This window comes from Aestuariivirga sp. (genome assembly GCF_044239095.1).
GTDB lineage: Bacteria > Pseudomonadota > Alphaproteobacteria > Rhizobiales > Aestuariivirgaceae > Aestuariivirga.
The window spans coordinates 1-18,765 of sequence record NZ_JBIICB010000008.1; the positions used below are offsets into that span (position 1 = coordinate 1).

At 63.7% G+C, this 18,765-nt stretch carries 15 protein-coding genes; 8 read left to right on the top strand and 7 right to left on the bottom strand.

Features of this window, described 5'->3' with window-relative positions; translation table 11 throughout:
- Positions 1 to 385 precede the first annotated feature (385 nt).
- Entirely contained in the window at positions 386 to 1,120 is a 735-nt protein-coding gene (locus ACILRA_RS01455) for a DUF599 domain-containing protein (protein WP_395660314.1), read from the bottom strand.
- Positions 1,117 to 2,706 (bottom strand): peptide chain release factor 3, encoded by a 1,590-nt coding sequence (locus ACILRA_RS01460; RefSeq protein ID WP_395660340.1) that lies wholly within the window; start codon positions 2,704 to 2,706, stop codon positions 1,117 to 1,119. The genes ACILRA_RS01455 and ACILRA_RS01460 overlap by 4 nt, the downstream gene beginning before the upstream one ends.
- A 105-nt stretch (positions 2,707 to 2,811) precedes the next feature.
- Here ACILRA_RS01460 and glk point away from each other — a divergent pair, with 105 nt between their 5' ends.
- From glk to ACILRA_RS01475, 3 genes are all read left to right on the top strand, one after another.
- Complete coding sequence (gene glk, locus ACILRA_RS01465) at positions 2,812 to 3,759, top strand: glucokinase (protein WP_395660315.1); 948 nt, start codon at positions 2,812 to 2,814, stop codon at positions 3,757 to 3,759.
- A 4-nt stretch (positions 3,760 to 3,763) separates the two neighbouring features.
- Positions 3,764 to 4,369: a bifunctional nicotinamidase/pyrazinamidase gene (gene pncA / locus ACILRA_RS01470; RefSeq protein WP_395660316.1), complete on the top strand. Its 606-nt coding sequence runs from the start codon at positions 3,764 to 3,766 to the stop codon at positions 4,367 to 4,369.
- A 199-nt stretch (positions 4,370 to 4,568) separates the two neighbouring features.
- Positions 4,569 to 5,456: a DMT family transporter gene (locus ACILRA_RS01475; protein ID WP_395660317.1), complete on the top strand. Its 888-nt coding sequence runs from the start codon at positions 4,569 to 4,571 to the stop codon at positions 5,454 to 5,456.
- 197 nt (positions 5,457 to 5,653) lie between these two features.
- Here the strand turns inward: ACILRA_RS01475 and ACILRA_RS01480 are convergent, their stop codons facing one another.
- A complete protein-coding gene (locus tag ACILRA_RS01480) occupies positions 5,654 to 7,093 on the bottom strand; it encodes an aldehyde dehydrogenase family protein (RefSeq protein WP_395660341.1) in 1,440 nt (479 codons plus the stop codon).
- A 58-nt stretch (positions 7,094 to 7,151) separates the two neighbouring features.
- On the opposite strand from ACILRA_RS01480, the gene ACILRA_RS01485 reads away from it, so the two are divergent.
- The 3 genes from ACILRA_RS01485 to ACILRA_RS01495 are packed head-to-tail and all read left to right on the top strand — an operon-like array spanning position 7,152 to position 10,674.
- Positions 7,152 to 8,015 carry an NAD(P)-dependent oxidoreductase gene (locus ACILRA_RS01485; RefSeq protein ID WP_395660318.1) on the top strand — a complete coding sequence of 288 codons (864 nt, stop codon included), beginning with the start codon at positions 7,152 to 7,154 and terminating at the stop codon, positions 8,013 to 8,015.
- Positions 8,015 to 9,184: a pyridoxal phosphate-dependent aminotransferase gene (locus ACILRA_RS01490; RefSeq protein ID WP_395660319.1), complete on the top strand. Its 1,170-nt coding sequence runs from the start codon at positions 8,015 to 8,017 to the stop codon at positions 9,182 to 9,184. Before ACILRA_RS01485 ends, ACILRA_RS01490 begins: the two co-directional genes overlap by 1 nt.
- The gene (locus tag ACILRA_RS01495) at positions 9,181 to 10,674 is read left to right on the top strand and encodes a malonyl-CoA synthase (RefSeq protein WP_395660320.1); all 1,494 of its coding nucleotides are present in this window, start codon (positions 9,181 to 9,183) and stop codon (positions 10,672 to 10,674) included. Before ACILRA_RS01490 ends, ACILRA_RS01495 begins: the two co-directional genes overlap by 4 nt.
- Before the next feature lie 71 nt (positions 10,675 to 10,745).
- On the opposite strand, the gene ACILRA_RS01500 is transcribed toward ACILRA_RS01495, so the two are convergent.
- The 4 genes from ACILRA_RS01500 to ACILRA_RS01515 are packed head-to-tail and all read right to left on the bottom strand — an operon-like array spanning position 10,746 to position 16,552.
- Positions 10,746 to 12,032 carry an NAD(P)/FAD-dependent oxidoreductase gene (locus tag ACILRA_RS01500; protein WP_395660321.1) on the bottom strand — a complete coding sequence of 429 codons (1,287 nt, stop codon included), beginning with the start codon at positions 12,030 to 12,032 and terminating at the stop codon, positions 10,746 to 10,748.
- Positions 12,033 to 12,057: 25 nt separating this feature from the next.
- Positions 12,058 to 15,288, bottom strand: a complete 3,231-nt coding sequence (locus tag ACILRA_RS01505) for an efflux RND transporter permease subunit (protein ID WP_395660322.1) — start codon at positions 15,286 to 15,288, stop codon at positions 12,058 to 12,060.
- Entirely contained in the window at positions 15,285 to 16,292 is a 1,008-nt protein-coding gene (locus tag ACILRA_RS01510; protein WP_395660323.1) for an efflux RND transporter periplasmic adaptor subunit, read from the bottom strand. The genes ACILRA_RS01505 and ACILRA_RS01510 overlap by 4 nt, the downstream gene beginning before the upstream one ends.
- A gap of 56 nt (positions 16,293 to 16,348) precedes the next feature.
- On the bottom strand, positions 16,349 to 16,552 hold the full coding sequence (locus ACILRA_RS01515) for a DUF2892 domain-containing protein (protein WP_395660324.1): 204 nt from the start codon (positions 16,550 to 16,552) through the stop codon (positions 16,349 to 16,351).
- A 214-nt stretch (positions 16,553 to 16,766) separates the two neighbouring features.
- Between ACILRA_RS01515 and ACILRA_RS01520 the strand changes: the two genes are divergently transcribed.
- Together ACILRA_RS01520 and ACILRA_RS01525 are read left to right on the top strand one after the other, a co-directional pair.
- On the top strand, positions 16,767 to 17,591 hold the full coding sequence (locus tag ACILRA_RS01520) for a UDP-2,3-diacylglucosamine diphosphatase (protein ID WP_395660325.1): 825 nt from the start codon (positions 16,767 to 16,769) through the stop codon (positions 17,589 to 17,591).
- Positions 17,548 to 18,612: a glycosyltransferase family 4 protein gene (locus ACILRA_RS01525; RefSeq protein WP_395660326.1), complete on the top strand. Its 1,065-nt coding sequence runs from the start codon at positions 17,548 to 17,550 to the stop codon at positions 18,610 to 18,612. Before ACILRA_RS01520 ends, ACILRA_RS01525 begins: the two co-directional genes overlap by 44 nt.
- The last annotated feature ends 153 nt before the right edge of the window (positions 18,613 to 18,765 follow it).

Here is an 18,765-nt window from a genome sequence, read left to right on the forward strand (position 1 = left end):
ATGAGGGCCTCTCTCCGCGAACCGTGCCGGTTGAAAGAGGCCCTCATCCGGCCTTCGGCCACCTTCTCCCATCCTTCGGACGGGAGAAGGGAATAATCATGTCAGGCTTCCCCTTCTCCCGTTGCAAAGCAATGGGAGAAGGTCCCCGACAGGGGGGATGAGGGCCGGTGTCGGCGAGTCCTGCCGCCTGAAAGATGCCCTCATCCGGCCTTCGGCCACCTTCTCCCATCCTGCGGACGGGAGAAGGGAATAATCATATTGCGGCGTTCCTTACGTGGATAAAGCTTCAGCACAGCCATTCGCTATGGCGGTGGGAGGAAACAGCCGACGATAAGACAAGACTTTATTCCGTCATTCCGGCGAAAGCCGGGATGACGGCATTTTTTTAGCTCTTCACGCTCTTCAGCACGTCCACATATTTCGCAATCGCCTTTGCCGTCGGCGAGAAGAGCTGGCGGTAATAGAGCAGCGCGGTGATGGTGAGCGTGGCGGCGATGCAGGCGTAGGGGCCCGCGAACAGGAACAGTGCGGCCACCGCATAATAATATCCGCGGATGCCGGTGTTGATGGAGCGCACGGCCTCCGTCAGAACGACGGCCGACTGCTCGCCCATGATGCGCGCTTCGGGTGAATCGGCGCGGGTGGCCTGCAGGCCGCCGAGCATAGCGAAGGTGTAGGCCATCTTGCGCAGCGCATAGGTGAAGGAGAAGAAGCACTGCGCCAGGATCGCGGTCAGCAGGAAGACGCACAGCGTGAAGAGATGAAGCGTCATGGTGTGGTCGACGAAGGCGAGGCTGCGCGTCAACAGGTAGACGCTGTTGACGTTGGCCAGCGCGCTGACGAGGCCCGCCAGAACGAGCAGCGTGCCGGAACCGAAATAGGAGATGGAACTCGAGATATGGCCCAGCAGGATCGCGTCGAAGACGCGGTGCTCACGCTCGATGCCCTGGTGCATCTGCAGCCAGCGCAGGCGCACGGCGTGCAGCTGGGAATTGAGCGAGCCACGGCCAAGGAGCTTCAGGATCGGCGTGTAGAAACCCCACAGCGCTATGATGAGCCCGATGGCTGCTGCATGCGCCACGCCGAAGCCTTGCGGGATGTAGGTGGCGAGATCGTTCATTGGGCCTTGTGCATCTCCTTGATCTCGGTGGTGCGGATCTCGGGCGCGCGTTCCAGCGTGTAGTTCAGGCTGAAGGCCGATTGTGCCATGAAGACGGGATCGCCGTCGAGGTCATTGGCGATGGAGAAGCGGTTGGCGGCGATGAACTCGTCGAGCTTCTTTCGGTCATCGCAGAAGATCCAGCGCATCACCTCATAGCGCGATGGCTCGAAGCTGACGGGGACGCCATATTCATTGGCGAGCCGGTCCGCCAGCACATCGAGCTGCAGGGCACCGACGACGCCGACGATTGCCGGAGAGCCGTCCGCCGGGATGAAGAGCTGCACGACGCCCTCCTCCGCCAGCTGCTGCAGCGCCTCGCGCAGCTTCTTGGCCTTCATCGGGTCGCCGAGCTTCACGCGCCTGAGGATTTCGGGCGCAAAGCTGGGAACGCCGGTGAAGACCACATCCTCGCCCTCGGTGAGCGTGTCGCCGATGCGCAGCAGGCCATGGTTGGGGATGCCGACGACGTCGCCCGCGTAAGCCTCGTCCGCAATCGAGCGGTCCTGTGCGAAGAAGAACTGCGGGGCGTTGAGGGCCACGGTCTTTCCCGTGCGCACCAGCTTCACCTTCATGCCGCGCGTGAGCTTGCCCGACGCCAGGCGCATGAAGGCGATGCGGTCGCGGTGGTTCGGGTCCATGTTGGCCTGGATCTTGAAGACGATGCCGGTCATCTTCGGCTCCGTCGCGTGGACGACGCGGGCCGAGGCCTGCTGGTCGCGCGGCGGGGGCGCATAGGCAATCAAGGCTTCGAGGAGATCGCGCACGCCGAAGTTCTTCAAGGCCGAACCGAAATAGACGGGCGACAAGTGGCCTTCGAGGAAGGCCTGCCGGTCGAAGCTGGTGCACAGGTCCTTCACCAGGTCGATCTCGTCGCGCCACTTGGCGAAAGTGTCGGGCCTGACGAGCGAGGGGATCATCGGATCGTCAGGGCCGGAGACGGGAACGCCCTCGGGGTCCTGCTCAAGCTGGCGCACGCGGGGGGAGTTGAGGTCATAGGTGCCCGCGAACTCCTTGCCCTGGCCGATGGGCCAGACCATGGGGGCGACGGAGAGTGCAAGGCCCTTTTCGATCTCGTCCAGCAGGTCCAGGGGATCGCGCGCCTCGCGGTCCATCTTGTTGACGAAGGTGATGATGGGAATGTCGCGCAGGCGGCAGATTTCGAACAGCTTGCGCGTGCGGGCCTCGATGCCCTTGGCGGCGTCGATCACCATCACGGCGGCATCAACGGCGGTCAAGGTCCGGTAGGTGTCTTCCGAGAAGTCCTCGTGGCCCGGCGTGTCCAGCAGGTTGAAGACGGTGCTTTCGTATTCGAAGGTCATGACCGAGGTGACGACGGAAATGCCGCGCGCGCGCTCGATCGACATCCAGTCGGAGCGGGTGCGGCGGCGGTCGCCCTTGGCGCGCACCTGGCCGGCCAGCTGGATGGCGCCGCCGAAGAGCAGCAGCTTTTCGGTCAGCGTGGTCTTGCCCGCGTCCGGGTGGGAGATGATGGCGAATGTGCGCCTGCGCGCCACTTCCTGTTCGAGCGGGTTGGTCACTGAAATCCTGAGGGTTCAAAGGGTTTGGGGGTTTCCTAGACGGGTTTTCGGGCAGGGTAAAGCTTGCCGAAACCTCGGCATCGTGGCAGTGGAAGGCATCGGGGGAATTCCATGGCGGAACTTGCACTTGTCGGCGATATCGGGGGCACCAACTCACGCTTCGGGCTGGTGGAGCCCGGCTCCACCCAGCTTTCCCGCGTTGCCGTGCAGAAGAACGAGAAATTCGCCTCGCTCGAGGACTCGATTGCAGCCTACATCCAGTCCCAGGGGCTGACGGAGCTGGCCAGCGCCGCTGTGGCGGTGGCGGGGCCCGTCGACGGGGAGTGGGTGGCGCTGACCAACCGTGACTGGCGCTTCACGCGCGAAACGCTGCGGGCGGCGGCCAGGGCGCGCAAGTTCCGCCTGCTCAATGACTTCGAGGCGCTGGCGCTGGCGCTGCCCCATCTTGACGGCGACGACATCGTGCAGATCGGCGGGGAGACGCCAACGAAGCCCGCGGTGAAGATCGTGCTGGGGCCCGGCACCGGGCTTGGCATGGCAACGCTCGCGCCCCTTCCTGAAGGCGGCTGGATGGCGCTTCCGGGCGAAGTCGGCCACATCAGCCTGCCGGTGCAGACGCGCGAGGAATTCGAATGGCGCGAGACAATGACGCTGCCCGGCGTGCTGTTCGAGTCGGAGGATGCGATTACGGGCGGCGGCTTGCTGCGCATGTACCGCGCGGTGGCGGAGCAGCCGACACTATCGAGCCCCGAGGACGTATTGCAGGCGGCACTTGCGAAGCAGGACGCGGCGGCAGTGAAGACGCTCGACCAGTTCATTACCTGGCTGGCACGGATCGCGGGCGATGCGGCGATGACCATGCAGGCGCGCGGCGGGGTCTATCTCGCAGGCGGCATCGCGCCCTCGATCGTGGAGACGTTGAAGACCGGGACGTTCCGGACGGTCTTTCAGGAGAAGGGACGGCTGGCGCATGTGATGCGGCCGATCCCGGTCTATGTGATCGTCGAGAAGTTCCCGGCGTTCAAAGGTTGTGCCGCGGCAATAGCAGACATGAGGTGAAGCCATGTGGAAGGAAACCGACGTTCTCCTCGTCATCGACGTGCAGAATGATTTCTGCCCGGGCGGCAAGCTTGCGGTGCCGGGCGGCGACCAGGTGGTGCCGCTCATCAACCGCCTCGCGCGCGGTTTCAAGCACGTTGTGCTGACGCAGGACTGGCACCCCTCCGAGCACAAGTCGTTTGCCACCGCGCACCCCGCCAAGAACCCCTTCGAGATCGCCATGATGCATTACGGGCCCCAGACACTGTGGCCCGACCACTGCATCCAGGACACGCATGGCGCGGAATTCCACAAGGACCTGCACATTCCCCATGCCGAGCTCATAATCCGCAAGGGCTTCCGCGAGGAGATCGACAGCTACTCCGCCTTCTTCGAGAATGACCGCAAAACGCCCACGGGGCTCGGCGGATACCTGAAGGAGCGCGGCTTCGAGAAAGTCGTCTGCGCCGGCCTCGCCTTTGATTATTGCGTGCGCTTCTCGGCCGAGGATGCGAAGAAGCTCGGCTTCGATACGGAAGTGATTGAGGCGGCCTGCCGGTCCATCGACCTCGATGGCTCGGCGGATGCGGCGCGGAAAGCCTTTGCCGAACAGGGCATCATTCTGGCCTGAGGCCGGCGTGCCCATGCACAAAGCGCAGGGGTGGGCACGCTTGACGTGGATGTTATCCAGCGCCGTGGCAGGCTAGCGCGCGTTCCGACCAGGTGGAATCACCTGGTCGAAAAGAACTCGCGCAAGTTCAATGGCTTGAGCATGATCTTTTCGCAAAAGTGGTTTCCACTTTTGCGGATCATGCTCTAACAGCGGTGTCATGACCCCGCGCATCAAGGGTATCCTGCTGATGGTGGCCTCCATGGTCATCTTCACCCTGCTGGATGCCGCCGCCAAGCACCTGGTGCAGACGCTGCCGCCGGCGGTTGCCGTGTTCGGCCGCTATCTGGTGGCCTTCGTTCTCTCCGTCCTGGTGATCATGCGCAAGGGTGGGCCGCAGCTGATGGTCACCCGGCACCCGGCACTTCAGGCCTTGCGTGGCGTGATGCTGATGGCGGCGACGATGCTGAACTTCATTGCCATCATGTACCTGCAACTGGCGCAGACGGCGGCAATCTTCTTCACCATTCCGCTGTGGGTCTGCGCGCTGTCCGTGCCGATCCTCGGCGAGCATGTGGGGCTGCGGCGCTGGATCGCCGTGGCGGTGGGCTTCATGGGCGTGCTCGTCATCATGCGGCCGGGCAGCGACAGCTTCCACTGGGCCATGCTGTTGTCCATCGCGTCATCCTTCTGCGGGTCGATCTACAACATCGTGACGCGCAAGGTGGGCGGGCGCGACAGGGCAGAGACGTCGCTGTTCTACGTGGGCCTTGTGGGCGCACTTGCCGGGACCATTCCCCTGCCCTTCGTGTGGCAAACGCCGCAGGGGTTGCAGTGGCTGCTGCTGGGCTTCATCGGACTTGTGGGCACCATCGGCCATTTCATGCTGATCCAGGCGCACAGGCTGGCGCCCGCCAGCGTTCTGGCGCCCTTCATGTATACGCAGATCGTGTGGATGATCCTCGTGGGCTATGTCTTCTTCGGCGACGTGCCGGACCTGTGGACGCTGGTTGGCGCGGCCATCGTGGTGGCGAGCGGTCTCTTCGTGTTTGCGGGCGAGGCGCGGGAACAGCGAGTGGACCTTCGCGAGATGCACGAAACAAAGTAGTGTCGCGCCGCGCCCTCCACTTATTCCTCTCCCCCTCCGGGGGAGAGGGAAGGGTGAGGGGGTGCCTGCCGCGTTTGGCGGCGGACACAATAAAGAATAGAAATGACGGCGGGCCATTGCATGCGGGATGAGGCTCGCGTGCTGACAGACCCCCTCACCCTGCCCTCTCCCCCGGAGGGGGAGAGGAATAGTCTAAGTCACGCCAGTGTATAGGCCGTCTTGATGGAGGTGTAGAAGTCCACCGCATGGCGCCCCTGCTCGCGGGCACCATAGCTCGAGCCCTTACGGCCGCCAAACGGCACGTGATAGTCCACGCCCGCGGTGGCGAGGTTTACCATCACCATGCCGGCGGCCGACTTCTTGCGGAAGTCGGTGGCGTATTTGAGCGAGGTGGTGATGATGCCCGATGACAGGCCGAAGGATGTGTCGTTGGCGACACTCAGCGCCTCGTCATAGCTGTCAACCTTGATGACGGAGGCGACGGGGCCGAAGACCTCTTCCTGGTTGATACGCATGGCGTTCCTGGTGCCGATGAACAGCGCGGGGCTGAGGTAATGGCCCTTGGTGTCACGGTTCAGGCGCTCGCCGCCCCAGGCGAGTTCGCCGCCTTCGTCACGCGCGATCTGGATGTAGCGCTCGTCCTGCGCCATCTGGGCTTCATCGACCACGGGGCCGATGACCGTGCCGTCCTTCAGCGCGTGGTCGACCTTCAGCTTCTTCATGCCGTCCACCATGCGCTCGACGAAGGCGTCATGCACCTTCGACTGGACGATGAGGCGGGAGGATGCCGTGCAGCGCTGGCCCGTCTGGAAGAAGGCGCCATCGAGTGCAGCCGCGACGGCGGTGTCGAGATTGGCATCATCCAGCACGACGAGCGGGTTCTTGCCGCCCATCTCGAGCTGGAACTTGGCCCCGCGCGAGGCGCAGGCCATGGCGACCTTGCCGCCGGTCTCGACCGAGCCGGTGAAGGAGATCGCATTCACGTCCCGCGACTCGAGCATGGTCTGGCCCACGACGGAGCCGCGGCCCATGACGAGGTTGAACACGCCCTTCGGCATGCCGGAGCGCGAGATGATTTCCGCCAGCGCCCAGGCGGAACCCGGCACGAGGTCCGCAGGCTTGAACACCACGGCATTGCCGAAGGCGAGTGCCGGCGCCATCTTCCAGGCGGGAATGGCGATGGGGAAGTTCCACGGGCAGATGAGGCCCACGACGCCAACCGCCTCACGGGTGATCAGCACGTCCACACCGGGGCGCACGGATGAGACGGCGACACCTTCAACACGCAGCGTCTCCTGTGCGAAGAACTTGAAGATCTGCGCGGCGCGCATCGTCTCGGCGATGCCGTTGGCAAGCGGCTTTCCCTCCTCGCGCGACAGCAGCCGTCCGATCTCGTCCTTGCGCGCCAGAAGCTCGGTGCCGATGAATTCCAGCGCATCGGCCCTCACCTGCGGGGTGGCTGCGGCCCATGTGGGCTGGGCGGCCTTTGCGGCGGCGATAGCGGCCTCGGTCTGCGCCTTGTCGGCCTGGGCATATTCGCCGACGATATCGGTGATGTCGGAGGGGTTGATGTTCTCGCGAACGCCCTTTCCTTCCAGCCATTCGCCATTGATGTAATTGCGATGCAGCGCCATGATGCGGAAACTCCTGTCTTTTCGGGCGGGACCATAAGGAGGCGGGACACTTGAGGCAAGCATGCATGTCGGGCTGATTGGCGCGGGGATGATGGGACATGGCATGGCCGCCAATCTCCTCAAGCATGGCCACCAGGTGAGCGTGATCGCCCATCGCAACCGGGGGCCCGTCGAGGACCTGGCCCAGAAGGGTGCGCGTGAGGTTTGGTCCCTGAAGGAGATGGCCGGGGCGGAGGTGATCCTGCTCTGCGTCACTACCTCCAAGGTGGTAGAGGAGACGCTGAAGCAGCTCACCCCGCACCTTCGGCCGGGCCAGATCATCCTCGATGCCGGAACCTCGGCTCCTGCGGCCACAAAGCGGCTGGCGCAGGCGCTTGACGCCCTGGGGGTCGCCTATGCCGACATTCCGCTGACGGGCGGGCCGGAACAGGCGGAACAGGGCGTGCTCGGTGTGCTCTGCGGGGCAACGCCTGAAACCTTTGCGCGTATCGAGCCCCTGCTCGCCTGCTTTGCCACCACGATCAGGCATTTCGGGCCGCCGGGGTCCGGCCATACGGCGAAGCTCATTTCCAACTATCTGGTGACCGGCATGGTGGCGCTGGTGGCGGAGGCCTTTGGTGCGGCGCGGACCGCGCAGATCAACTGGAAGGACCTTTATGAGGTGATGCTCAACGGCTCTGGCAACTCCGGCGTGCTGCGCAAGATGGTGGAACCAGCACTGAAGGGCGATTTCGACGGCTACCGTTTCGCACTTGCGAATGCCGCCAAGGACATTGGTTACTATGCCGAACTGGCGGAAGGGCTGGGTTGCAGCACGAAACTGACGGAATCCGTTGCAGAAGTCTTCACCCACGCCGTAGAAACAGGCCATGGCGGACGGAACGTCAGCCACCTGCTAGACCCCGCAATCGATGATGTGAGCTGATGCTGAAAATCAATCCTGCCGTGGCGGCCATCGAAGAAGAGACCGCCTTCACCGTGCTCGACCGCGCCAATGCGCTCAAAGCCAAGGGCCACCCGGTCATTAATCTCGGCATCGGGCAACCGGACTTCACCCCGCCGAAGCATATTCTGGAATCCGCCGAGAAGGCGGTGCGCGACGGCCCCCATGGCTATACGAGCCCGCAAGGCCTGCCCGTGCTGCGCGATGCGGTGGCGCAATATGTGGGCGGGCGCTTCAAGGTGCCGGTGACGGGCGATGAAGTCGTCATCGTTCCCGGCGGCAAGGTGACCTTCTATTTCGCCTGCCAGATGTTCGGTGGTCCCGGAGCCGAGATCCTCTACCCCGACCCGGGCTTCCCGCCCTATCGCGATGCGGCGCGCTCCAGCGGGGCGAAGGCGGTGCCCTACCCCATCCGCGAGGAGAAGGACTTCGGCTTCGATGCGGAGGAAGTCCTCTCGCTCATCACACCCGCAACCCGCCTCATCATCATCAACTCGCCGGCAAACCCCACAGGCGGCGTGGTCTCACGCGAGGAGATCACCAAGCTGGCGCATGGGCTGGCGAAGCATCCGAACGTGGCGATCCTGTCAGACGAAATCTACAGCCACCAGGTCTATGACGGCGTGGACTTCGTGAGCTTCCTCTCCTTCCCGGAACTCAGGGACCGCACCATCATCCTCGACGGCTGGTCGAAGACCTTCGCGATGACGGGCTGGCGGCTCGGGTTCGGCATCTGGCCGAAGCACCTGATCGAATATGTGAAGAAGCTCATCACCGTCGACCACTCCTGCACCAGTGTGGCTACGCAGATGGCGGGGCTTGCGGCGATCACCGGGCCGATGGATGAGATCGAGGGCTTCCGCAAGAGCTTCCAGAAGCGGCGCGACATTGTCGTGAAGGGCCTCAACGACATCAAGGGTGTGCGCTGCCGCGTGCCCGGTGGTGCGTTCTATGCCTTCCCCAACATCTCCGGCACTGGCTGGCAATCACGCGATCTGGCGCGCGAGCTGCTCGACAAGGCTTATGTTGCGCTGATCTTCGGCGACAGTTTTGGCGAGAACGGCAAGGGCTACATGCGTCTTTCCTATGCCGCGAGCGAGGCGGACATCGTGGAAGCCCTGAAGCGCATGAAGGCCTTCATCGAGGCATGAGCGGCGGCAATCTCTACCGGCGCTTCGAGGAGGTCTTCCACACCCATGCGGAGCGCTGCGCCATCCGCTCGGCCGATGGTTCCCTGCAGCTGACATTCGGCGATCTCGGCCGGGGTGCGGCGCGCTATGCCAATGCGCTGGCCACGCTGGGCGTTGGAAAGGGAGACCGGGTGACGGTACAGGTGGAGAAATCCATCGCCAATGTTCTGCTCTACCTCGCGGTGATGAAGGCGGGTGCGGTTTATCAGCCGCTCAACACGGCTTATACGGCGGCAGAGGTCTCTTACTTCGTTGAGGATGCGGAGCCCAAGCTGATCGTTTGCGACCCCGCGCGGCAGGCGGAGATGCGGACGCTGGCCGACCGTTGCAACGTCTTCGCCGTGGTCAACCTCGATGCGCGTGGCGAAGGCTCGCTTGCAACGCTGACCGCAGGCATGGATGACCGGCACGAGACGGCGGAGCGCGCGGCGGATGACCTTGCGGGGCTTCTCTATACCTCCGGCACCACGGGCCGCTCCAAGGGTGCGATGATCACCCACGGCAATCTGGTGTCGAATGCGGAAACGCTGGTTGACCTCTGGCGCATCACGCATGACGACACCCTGCTGCATGCGTTGCCCATCTTCCATGTGCATGGGCTTTACGTCGCGCTCAACACGGCGTTCCTGTCTGCCGCCAGCATGGTGTGGTTCGACAAGTTCGAGGCGAAGGCGATGATCGCGGCGATGCCGCGGGCCACGCTGATGATGGGCGTTCCGACCTTCTACACGCGGCTGCTGTCCGAAGAGGGCTTCACGCGTCAGGCCGCGCGGGGCATGCGGCTGTTCATTTCAGGCTCTGCCCCCTTGCTGGCCGAAACGCACCGCGCATTCGCAGCGCGGACCGGCCACGCCATTCTCGAACGCTACGGCATGACCGAAACCGGCATGATCACCTCCAACCCCCATGACGGCGCGCGCGTGCCGGGCACGGTGGGCTTTGCCCTGCCCGGCGTCTCCGTCAGGATTGAGGGCAACCAGCCGGGCGTGCTGGAGGTGAAGGGCCCCAATGTCTTCAAGGGCTACTGGCGGATGCCGGAGAAGACGCGGGAAGAGTTTACAGCGGACCAGTACTTCATCACCGGCGATGTCGGCACCATTGCGGAAGATGGCCGCGTCACCATCGTGGGACGCGCCAAGGACCTCATCATCACCGGCGGTTTCAACGTCTACCCGAAGGAGATCGAGGATGTCCTCGATGCGCTCTCCGGCATCGGCGAGAGTGCGGTGATCGGCGTGCCGCACCCCGACTTCGGCGAGGGCGTGGTCGCAGTGGTCACGGCGTCAGGCCCGCTCGCACCGGAGGCGGAAATCATCGCCACGCTGTCGCAAACCCTGGCGAAGTTCAAGGTTCCCAAGCGGATTATCGTCGAAGCCGAATTGCCGCGCAACGCCATGGGCAAGGTGCAGAAGGCGGAACTGCGCCGGCGCTTCGCCGGCATCTTTGGCTGACGCCATCAACGCCGGCGAAGGCGGCGAAGGCACCGGGGCAAAAGGCCCTCAGGCGCGCACAGGCTTCTGCTCTATGGTGCCTCTACCGTCTGCTTCAGCTTGTCGATGCCCAGAATGTCGAGTGCCAGCTTCTCATAGAAGGTTTCGCTCGTGCCCCTGCGGATCTTGTGCAGGAAATATTTCTCGAAGCCGATCTTGGCGCCGTGCACCCATTTTCCCGAGGACGACCAGTTCACGTTGCGCGGCGGAATCTGCGGCTGCGCGACAAAGGCCACGCCTGAATCACCGAAGTCGGCGAGGCACACGGCGTTCCACGTCGCCTGGTGGCGCGGCTGCTCGCCCTTGAGGAGGAGGCCGATGTTCTTCGCCGTCGCCGTCACCATGGATTCAATCATGAAGCCGGTCTTGGGAACACCACAAGGTACGGGTGTTGCCCCCGTGGGCGGAATGGCCACGCACACACCAACCGCGAAGATGTTTGGATACTTCGGGTTGCGCTGGAACTTGTCGATGAGTGTGAAGCCGCGCGGGTTCGACAGGCCTTCGATGCCGCGCATGGGTGCCACGCCGCGGAAGGCCGGCAGCATCATGGCGAAGCCGAAGGGAAGTTCCCGCGTGGCCTTGACAGTGCCGTCGTCAGCCACTTCCTCCACGGTCATCTTGCCCGCTTCGGCCTTCTTCACGCGCGCACTGGTGATCCACTTGATGTGCTTTCCGCGCATTTCGCTCTCGAGCAGGCCCTTGGTGTCTCCCACGCCGTCGAGGCCCAGGTGGCCGATATAGGGTTCGGCGGTGACGAATGTCATCGGCACGCGGTCCCTGATCTTGCGGCGGCGGAGTTCGGTCTCGAGGATGAAAATGAACTCATAGGCAGGCCCGAAGCAGGAGGCTCCCTGCACCGCGCCGACGATGATGGGGCCAGGGTTAAGGCAGAATTCCTCGAAAGCCTCATGCGCCTTCAAGGCGTGCGACACATGGCAGACGGACTGGGTGAAGCCCCCTGGCCCCATGCCCTCGATCTCATCGAAGGCAAGCTCCGGGCCCGTGGCGTTGATGAGATAATCATAATTGAGGCTGCTTCCATCCTCGAGTTCGAGGTTGTTGTGCTCAGGGTCCAGTTTCTTCGCTGCGACCGTCTTGAACGCGATGCCCTTCTTCGCAAAGATCGGGGCGAGATCGATTTCGATGTCGGCGGGCTTGCGCCAGCCCACCGCCACCCAGGGGTTCGACGGCACGAAGTGATATGTCGGGTCCTTCGTGACGACGGTCAGCGTATCGCCGGAGCGGAGCTGCTCCTTCATCTCATAGGCCATGATGGTGCCACCCAGTCCTGCACCGAGGACGACGACATGCGCCATGTTTCACTCTCCCATTCTGGTTGTCTCAAATGGCAGGCACTTCATTCCTTTCTTCGGGCGCCCGGTAGCGGAGCACCATGTAGATCGCGGGGATCACCAGCACAGTGAGCAGCGTTGAGGACGCGAGCCCGAAGAGCAGCGAGATGGCGAGGCCCTGGAAGATCGGGTCAGCGAGGATCACCGCCGCGCCAATCATGGCGGCGATGGCAGTGAGCAGGATGGGCTTGAAGCGGATGGCGCCCGCGGCAAGCACCACTTCGCGCAGATCGGCCCCCGGCTTGTTTGTATGCTTGACGAAGTCGACGAGCAGGATCGAGTTCCGCACGATGATGCCCGCCAGCGCGATGAAGCCAATCATCGAGGTTGCCGTAAAGGCCGCGCCGAACAGCCAGTGCCCGAACATGATGCCGATGAGGGTGAGCGGAATGGGCGTGAGGATGACCAGCGGCACCTTGAAGGAGCCGAACTGCGCCACGACGAGGATATAGATGCCGAGCAGCGCCACGAGGAAGGCTCCGCCCATGTCACGGAAGGTGACCCAGGTGACCTCCCACTCGCCATCCCACAACAGCACCGGCTTCGAATCGTCGATGGGCTGGCCGTGCAGCGCGATGACCGGCTTCTCGAGGCCCGTCCAGTCCACCCGGTCGAGGGCACGGGACACCTCGATCATGCCGTAAACGGGCGCCTCGAAGGCGCCGGCGAGCTCCGCCGTCACCATTTCCGCGGGCTTGCCGTTGTGGCGGAAAATCGGGAAGGAGGAGAGTTCGTTGCGCACGCTTACGACGTCGCCGAGTTCCACCACGCCCCGGTCGCCGGGAAGCGCATTGGCGGGTACGGGGGTGGAGAGCGCCCGCTCGTCAATGCGCCGCTCAGGCTTCGGCAGACCGAGCGTGATAGGGATGGGCTGGCGCCCGCCGCCGCGGTGGGAATAGCCCACCGTCTTCTGGGCGTAGAGGCCCTGCAGCGTGTCGTAGACATCGCCTTCTTCGACCTTGTGGTATTCGAGATTGTCCTGGTCGATGGCGATGCGCACGCGCGGCATCTGCTGGCCGAAGCTGTCGTCGATGTCGACGACGAAGGGCACGCTCGCGAAGGCCTCGCGCACCTTTTCAGCCGTCTTGCGCCGCGTCTCGGGATCTGGCCCGTAGACCTCGGCGAGAAGGGTCGCAAGCACCGGCGGGCCAGGCGGCGGCTCCACCACCTTCAATGAGGTTCCGGGCGTGAGCGCAAGCGAGGACAGCTTCTCGCGCAGTTCAAGCGCGATCTGGTGGCTCGTCCGGTCGCGCACTGACTTTTCTGCAAGCGTGATCTGGACATCGCCGAGTTCCGGCGCGTTGCGCAGATAGTAGTGCCGCACGAGGCCATTGAAGTTGAAGGGTGCTGCCTCACCCGCATGGGTCTGGACGGAACGCACTTCCGGAATGGCGAGCGCCATGCCCGCAATCCCGGTGAGAAGCCGGCTCGTCTCCTCGATGGAAGAGCCCTCGGGAAGGTCCACCACCACCTGCAGCTCAGACTTGTTGTCGAAGGGCAGCAGCTTCACCGTCACGTGCTTGGTGTAGAAGGGGACGAGCGAGACCAGCGTGGCGATGCCGACAAGGATGAGAAAGACCCATGAGCGCGCCTTGCTCTTGAGGATGGGGCGCGCCACCGCGAGGTACATGCGGCCCAGCACGCCGCCATTGGCTCCACCATGGTGGCTATCATGCCCGCCGCCCTGTTGTCCGCCGCTGATCTTCAGCATCAGCCATGGCGTCACGATCACGGCGACGAAGAAGGAGAAGATCATCGCGGCCGATGCATTGGCCGGAATGGGGCTCATGTAAGGGCCCATCAGCCCCGAGACGAAGAGCATGGGCAACAGCGCGGCCACCACGGTGAGGGTCGCCACGATGGTGGGATTGCCCACCTCGGCCACGGCGTCAATGGCGGCCCCGGCGCGCGAGCGGCCATCCTTCATCGCCCAGTGGCGGGCAATATTCTCGATCACGACGATGGCGTCATCGACGAGGATGCCGATCGAGAAGATCAGCGCAAACAGGCTGACGCGGTTCAGCGTGTAGCCCATCACGCGGGCAGAGAAGAGCGTGAGCAGAATGGTGGTGGGGATGACCACCGCCACGACCACCGCCTCGCGCCAGCCGATGGCGAAGGCAACGAGCAGAACGATCGAGACGGTGGCAAGCCCGAGGTGGAACAGAAGCTCGTTGGCCTTCTCGTTCGCGGTCTCGCCGTAGTTGCGTGTCACCTGCACGGTGAGCCCGTCCGGCACCAGCGTGCCCTCGACCTCGTGCAGGCGCTCAATGATGCGCTCAGCGATGGCGACCGCATTGGTGCCCGGCCGCTTGGCAAGCGCCACGGACACGGCGGGAACGCTGACGATCCTGCCGTCAACCAGCCGGACGTCTGCGGCGAGCACCTCGCGGCTGCCGGAGGCGAGGATAACGTTGGCCACGTCACGCACATAGACGGGCCTGCCGTCACGCGCGGTCAGAAGGATATTGGCGATTTCAGAAGGGGACTGCAGCGTCTGCCCGCCCATGACGGAGACTTGCTGCCCCGCCTCGCGCACCTGGCCTGCCTCGAAGGAGCGGTTGGCGGCCTGGATCTTGCCCTGCAGTTGCTGGAGGGTGACGCCGTAGAGCGACAGGCGCTCCGGGTCTGGCTCGATGCGGATCTCCTCCGGCTGGCTGCCGACGATGTATGTGAGGCCGATGTCGTCGAGCTTGGAGAGTTCGACCTGCAGCTCACGCGCAACGCGGCTCACGCCGTTGGCTGTCCAGTGTTCGGCGGCTTCGGGCTTCGGCGACAGCGTCAGCACCACGATCGCCACGTCGTCGATGCCGCGTCCGACGATCAGGGGTTCCGGTATGCCGACGGGAATACGGTTCAGGTTGGCGCGGAGTTTCTCGTGCACGCGGAGGATGGCTGCGTCGGAACTGGTGCCGACAAGAAAGCGCGCCGTCACCATCACGTTGTCGTCGCGCGTCTGGGAGTAAACGTGCTCGACGCCGTCGATGCTCTTGACGATCGACTCGAGCGGTTCGGTCACCAGCTTCACCGCGTCCTCCGCCTTGAGGCCGTCGGCGCGGACCATGATGTCAACCATCGGAACTGAGATCTGCGGCTCCTCCTCGCGCGGCAGCGTGAGGAGCGCCACGAGGCCCACAGCCAGCGACGCCAGCAGGAACAGCGGCGTCAGCGGCGACTGGATGAAGGCCCGGGTGAGCCCGCCTGCAATGCCGAGTTTCATGGCAGCACCACGGTGTCACCGTCCTTAAGGCCGGTCAGGATCTCAATGAAAGCCTGGCCGTTCTCCTCGAAGCCCTCACCCACAATGACCGGCACATCCGCTTCACCGCCGGGCAATGCCACGCGCACATAGTCGACGCCCGAGCGGGTAACGAGGGCGACCGCGGGAACCGCCAGCATCTGATGCCGGGCCACAGCTATCCACACCCTGGTGCGCTCGCCTACAAAGAAGTCGCCGAGCCCTTCCACCTCGACATCGGCCAGCACGCGGCCGCCATCAATCTCAGGATAGACCTTGATGACCTTTCCGCGCCCCGCCGGGGCCTTGTCGCCGATGTCCGTCATGCCGCGGCTGCCGACCAGCACCTCGTCACCGGTCTTGACCTGGCCTGCGTGGCGCTCGGGCAGCGACAGCCTGAGGAAATAGCCCCCACCCGCGATCCGGGCGATTGTCTCGCCCGCCATGACGACGGAGCCCTCCGTCACGGGTACGCTCAGCACGCGGCCCGGCGCCGGGGCGATCACCTCGCCCTCGCTGCGCTGCTGGGCCAGTACGGAGCGCTCGGCCTCAGCGGCGGCGAACTGATTGGTCAGCACATCAACCCTGGTCTGGAAACCCTCAACCTGCTTGCGCGGAACCACGCCGCTTTCCAGAAGCTTCTGCGCGCGTTCGAGATCGGCATTGGCGTTCCTGCGTTCAGCATCGAGCGCCTTGAGGCGGGCATCGAGCGCGCCGAGCTGAAGCGCCAGCTTGTCATCGACGACGACCGCCACTACGTCACCCGCCTTCACCGCGCTGCCCTCCTCGACCGACAGCGACAGGATGGTGCCGCCAAGCCTTGCCCGCGCCGGCACCAGGTGCTGGGCCTCGACACGTCCGAACACTGCCTTGTAGTCAGGCCTTTCGATGGACTTCACCGTGAACTCGGCCGCTCCCGCCTGGCTGGCCAGGAGGGTGGCTACGAGCAGCGCGAACGTCATGCCGGTCCAGCCGGGAGGTTTCATCACCAGTGTCCTCTGTCTTAGTAAAATTATGAAAACTGAATGTATTGGCCGCCCGCTCAGCGGAAGGCTTCGCCCTTCTGGTAACCCAGCGCCTTGAACACCATGGCGGCGGGGCAGAAACCGGTGAAGGCCGACTGGAGCATATTGAGGCCCACGAAGGCCGTGAGCAGCAGCCACCAAGGCGAGAGGAAATGGGCAAGTGCAACCGAAGCCAGAACCATGAGCCCGGCAAAGGCCAGAACCGCGCGATCGATGTTCATGTCGGAAACTCCCTCGATTTCGCCAGGCATGCGGCCCGGCACCATCTATATATTACGTACTCCTAATATTAGCAATCCATAATTTTAAAAAACAAGATACGTTCTCCTACCCCTGCACAGGTGCTCCCAACCCTGCCGCCCGCCAGCGGTGGTTCCGTCACAAAAGCTTTACATGAGTCAGGCCTAAGGAGCGCAAAGTCCAGAAGGCGTTACGATGCTGAACACCAAGACCGCGGCAAGGCACTACCGGGCCATCTTCATTTCCGACATGCATCTCGGAACGAAACGCGCCCAGACATCAGCCCTTCTCGACTTCCTGCGCGCAACCGAATCAGACCAGCTCTATCTCGTCGGTGACTTCATCGACAACTGGTCGCTGCGCAAGAACTGGTACTGGGACCAGCTGCACAACGACGTGATCCAGAAGCTGCTGCGCAAGGCGCGCAAGGGCACAAAGCTGGTCTATATCCCCGGAAACCATGACGAGAACTTCCGCAACTTCCTGAACTTGCGCTTCGGCCGGGTGGCCGTGCTCGAGGAGGCGGTGCACGTGACGGCGACAGGCAAGCGCTATCTTGTGCTGCACGGTGACAAGTTCGACGGCGTGGTGCGCTTTGCCCCATGGCTCGCCCGGCTGGGCGACACGGCCTACGAAGTGTCGATGGAACTGAATGGCGCAGTCAACCGCGTCCGGCGCTTCTTGCGCCTGCCTTACTGGTCTCTGTCGGCCTATCTCAAGAACCGTGTGAAGCGGGCCGTGGAATTCGTCTCCCGCTTCGAGGACGCCGTTGTGAGAGAGGCGCGCCAGCGCCGCTGTGAGGGCGTGATCTGCGGTCACATCCACACGCCCGCCGACCGCATGATCGACGGTATCCACTATCTCAACGACGGCGACTGGGTGGAAAGCTGCACCGCCCTCGTCGAGCATCAGGATGGCCGATTCGAAATCGTGACCTGGAATGCCAAGGGGATCCAGCAGGAGATGGATATCATTCATGCGTATACTGATCGCGACCGACGCCTGGTCACCACAGGTTAACGGCGTCGTCCGCACGCTGAACGCCCTCATCGCCGAACTTCGCGCCATGGGCCATGAGGTCCACGTCATCACGCCGGAGGGCAGGCCGTCCTGGCCCATGCCGCTCTACCGCGAGATTTCGCTTACCAGCATGTCTGTGACTCAAGCGCTTGACGAGATCTCTGGTGTGCGTCCGGACGCCATCCACATCGCCACCGAGGGGCCGATCGGCTGGACGGTGAGGCGCGCTTGCCTGAAGGCGGGGCTGCAGTTCACAACCGGCTTTCACACACGCTTTGCCGAATATGCCGCGGCCCGCCTGCCGCTGCCCGGCGTGCTAGGCTTGGGCTGGCGTGTGCTGCGCCACTTCCATGCGCCCTCACACGCTGTGATGGTGCCCACCAAATCGATCGGCGCCGAGCTCGACAGGCGTGGCTTCGACAAGGTGAAGATCTGGACCAGGGGTGTTGACCGCTCGCTATTCCGTGATTACCCGCGCGATCACCTCGACCTGCCGCGTCCCATCGTGCTCTATGCCGGCCGTCTCGCCGTGGAGAAGGGCATCGACGACTTCATGAAGCTCAAGGTCAAGGGCAGCAAGGTGCTGGTCGGCGACGGCCCGGAGCGCGAACGCCTTCAGAAGATCGGCAAGGACGCGCATTTCCTCGGCTTCCGCCATGGCGAGGACTACGCCCGTACGCTTGCTGCAGCGGACGTCATGGTGTTCCCGAGCCTCACCGACACGTTCGGCCTCGTCATGCTGGAGGCGATGGCCTGCGGAACCCCCGTTGCCGCCTACCACGCGCCAAGCCCGATGGATGTGGTCGAGCATGGCGTGACGGGCTGTCTCGCGCAGCGGCTCGAAGATGCCGTCGAACAGGCGCTGACACTCAACCGTGACGGCGTCCGGCAGGGCTCGATGAAGTTCAGCTGGAAGGCTTGCGCTGACATGTTTGCCTCCTGGCTCGTTCCCTGCGGGGAGATTCCGCCGCCACGCGGCAAGGCCTCCACCGCCTATGAGGGCCTCTCGCTATCACGCTGAGTGCCGCGCACAGCCCCAGGTGGCAGGCATGAGGCAGTTCTCTCAATCTCGAGCAAGCCGCGCTGGCGATTACCTGGCCTGTTAATGAGTTGTGTTACACCCGCAACGCACGTATACTAAACTGCGGTCGCGACAAGTTTTACTTGAGCCAGC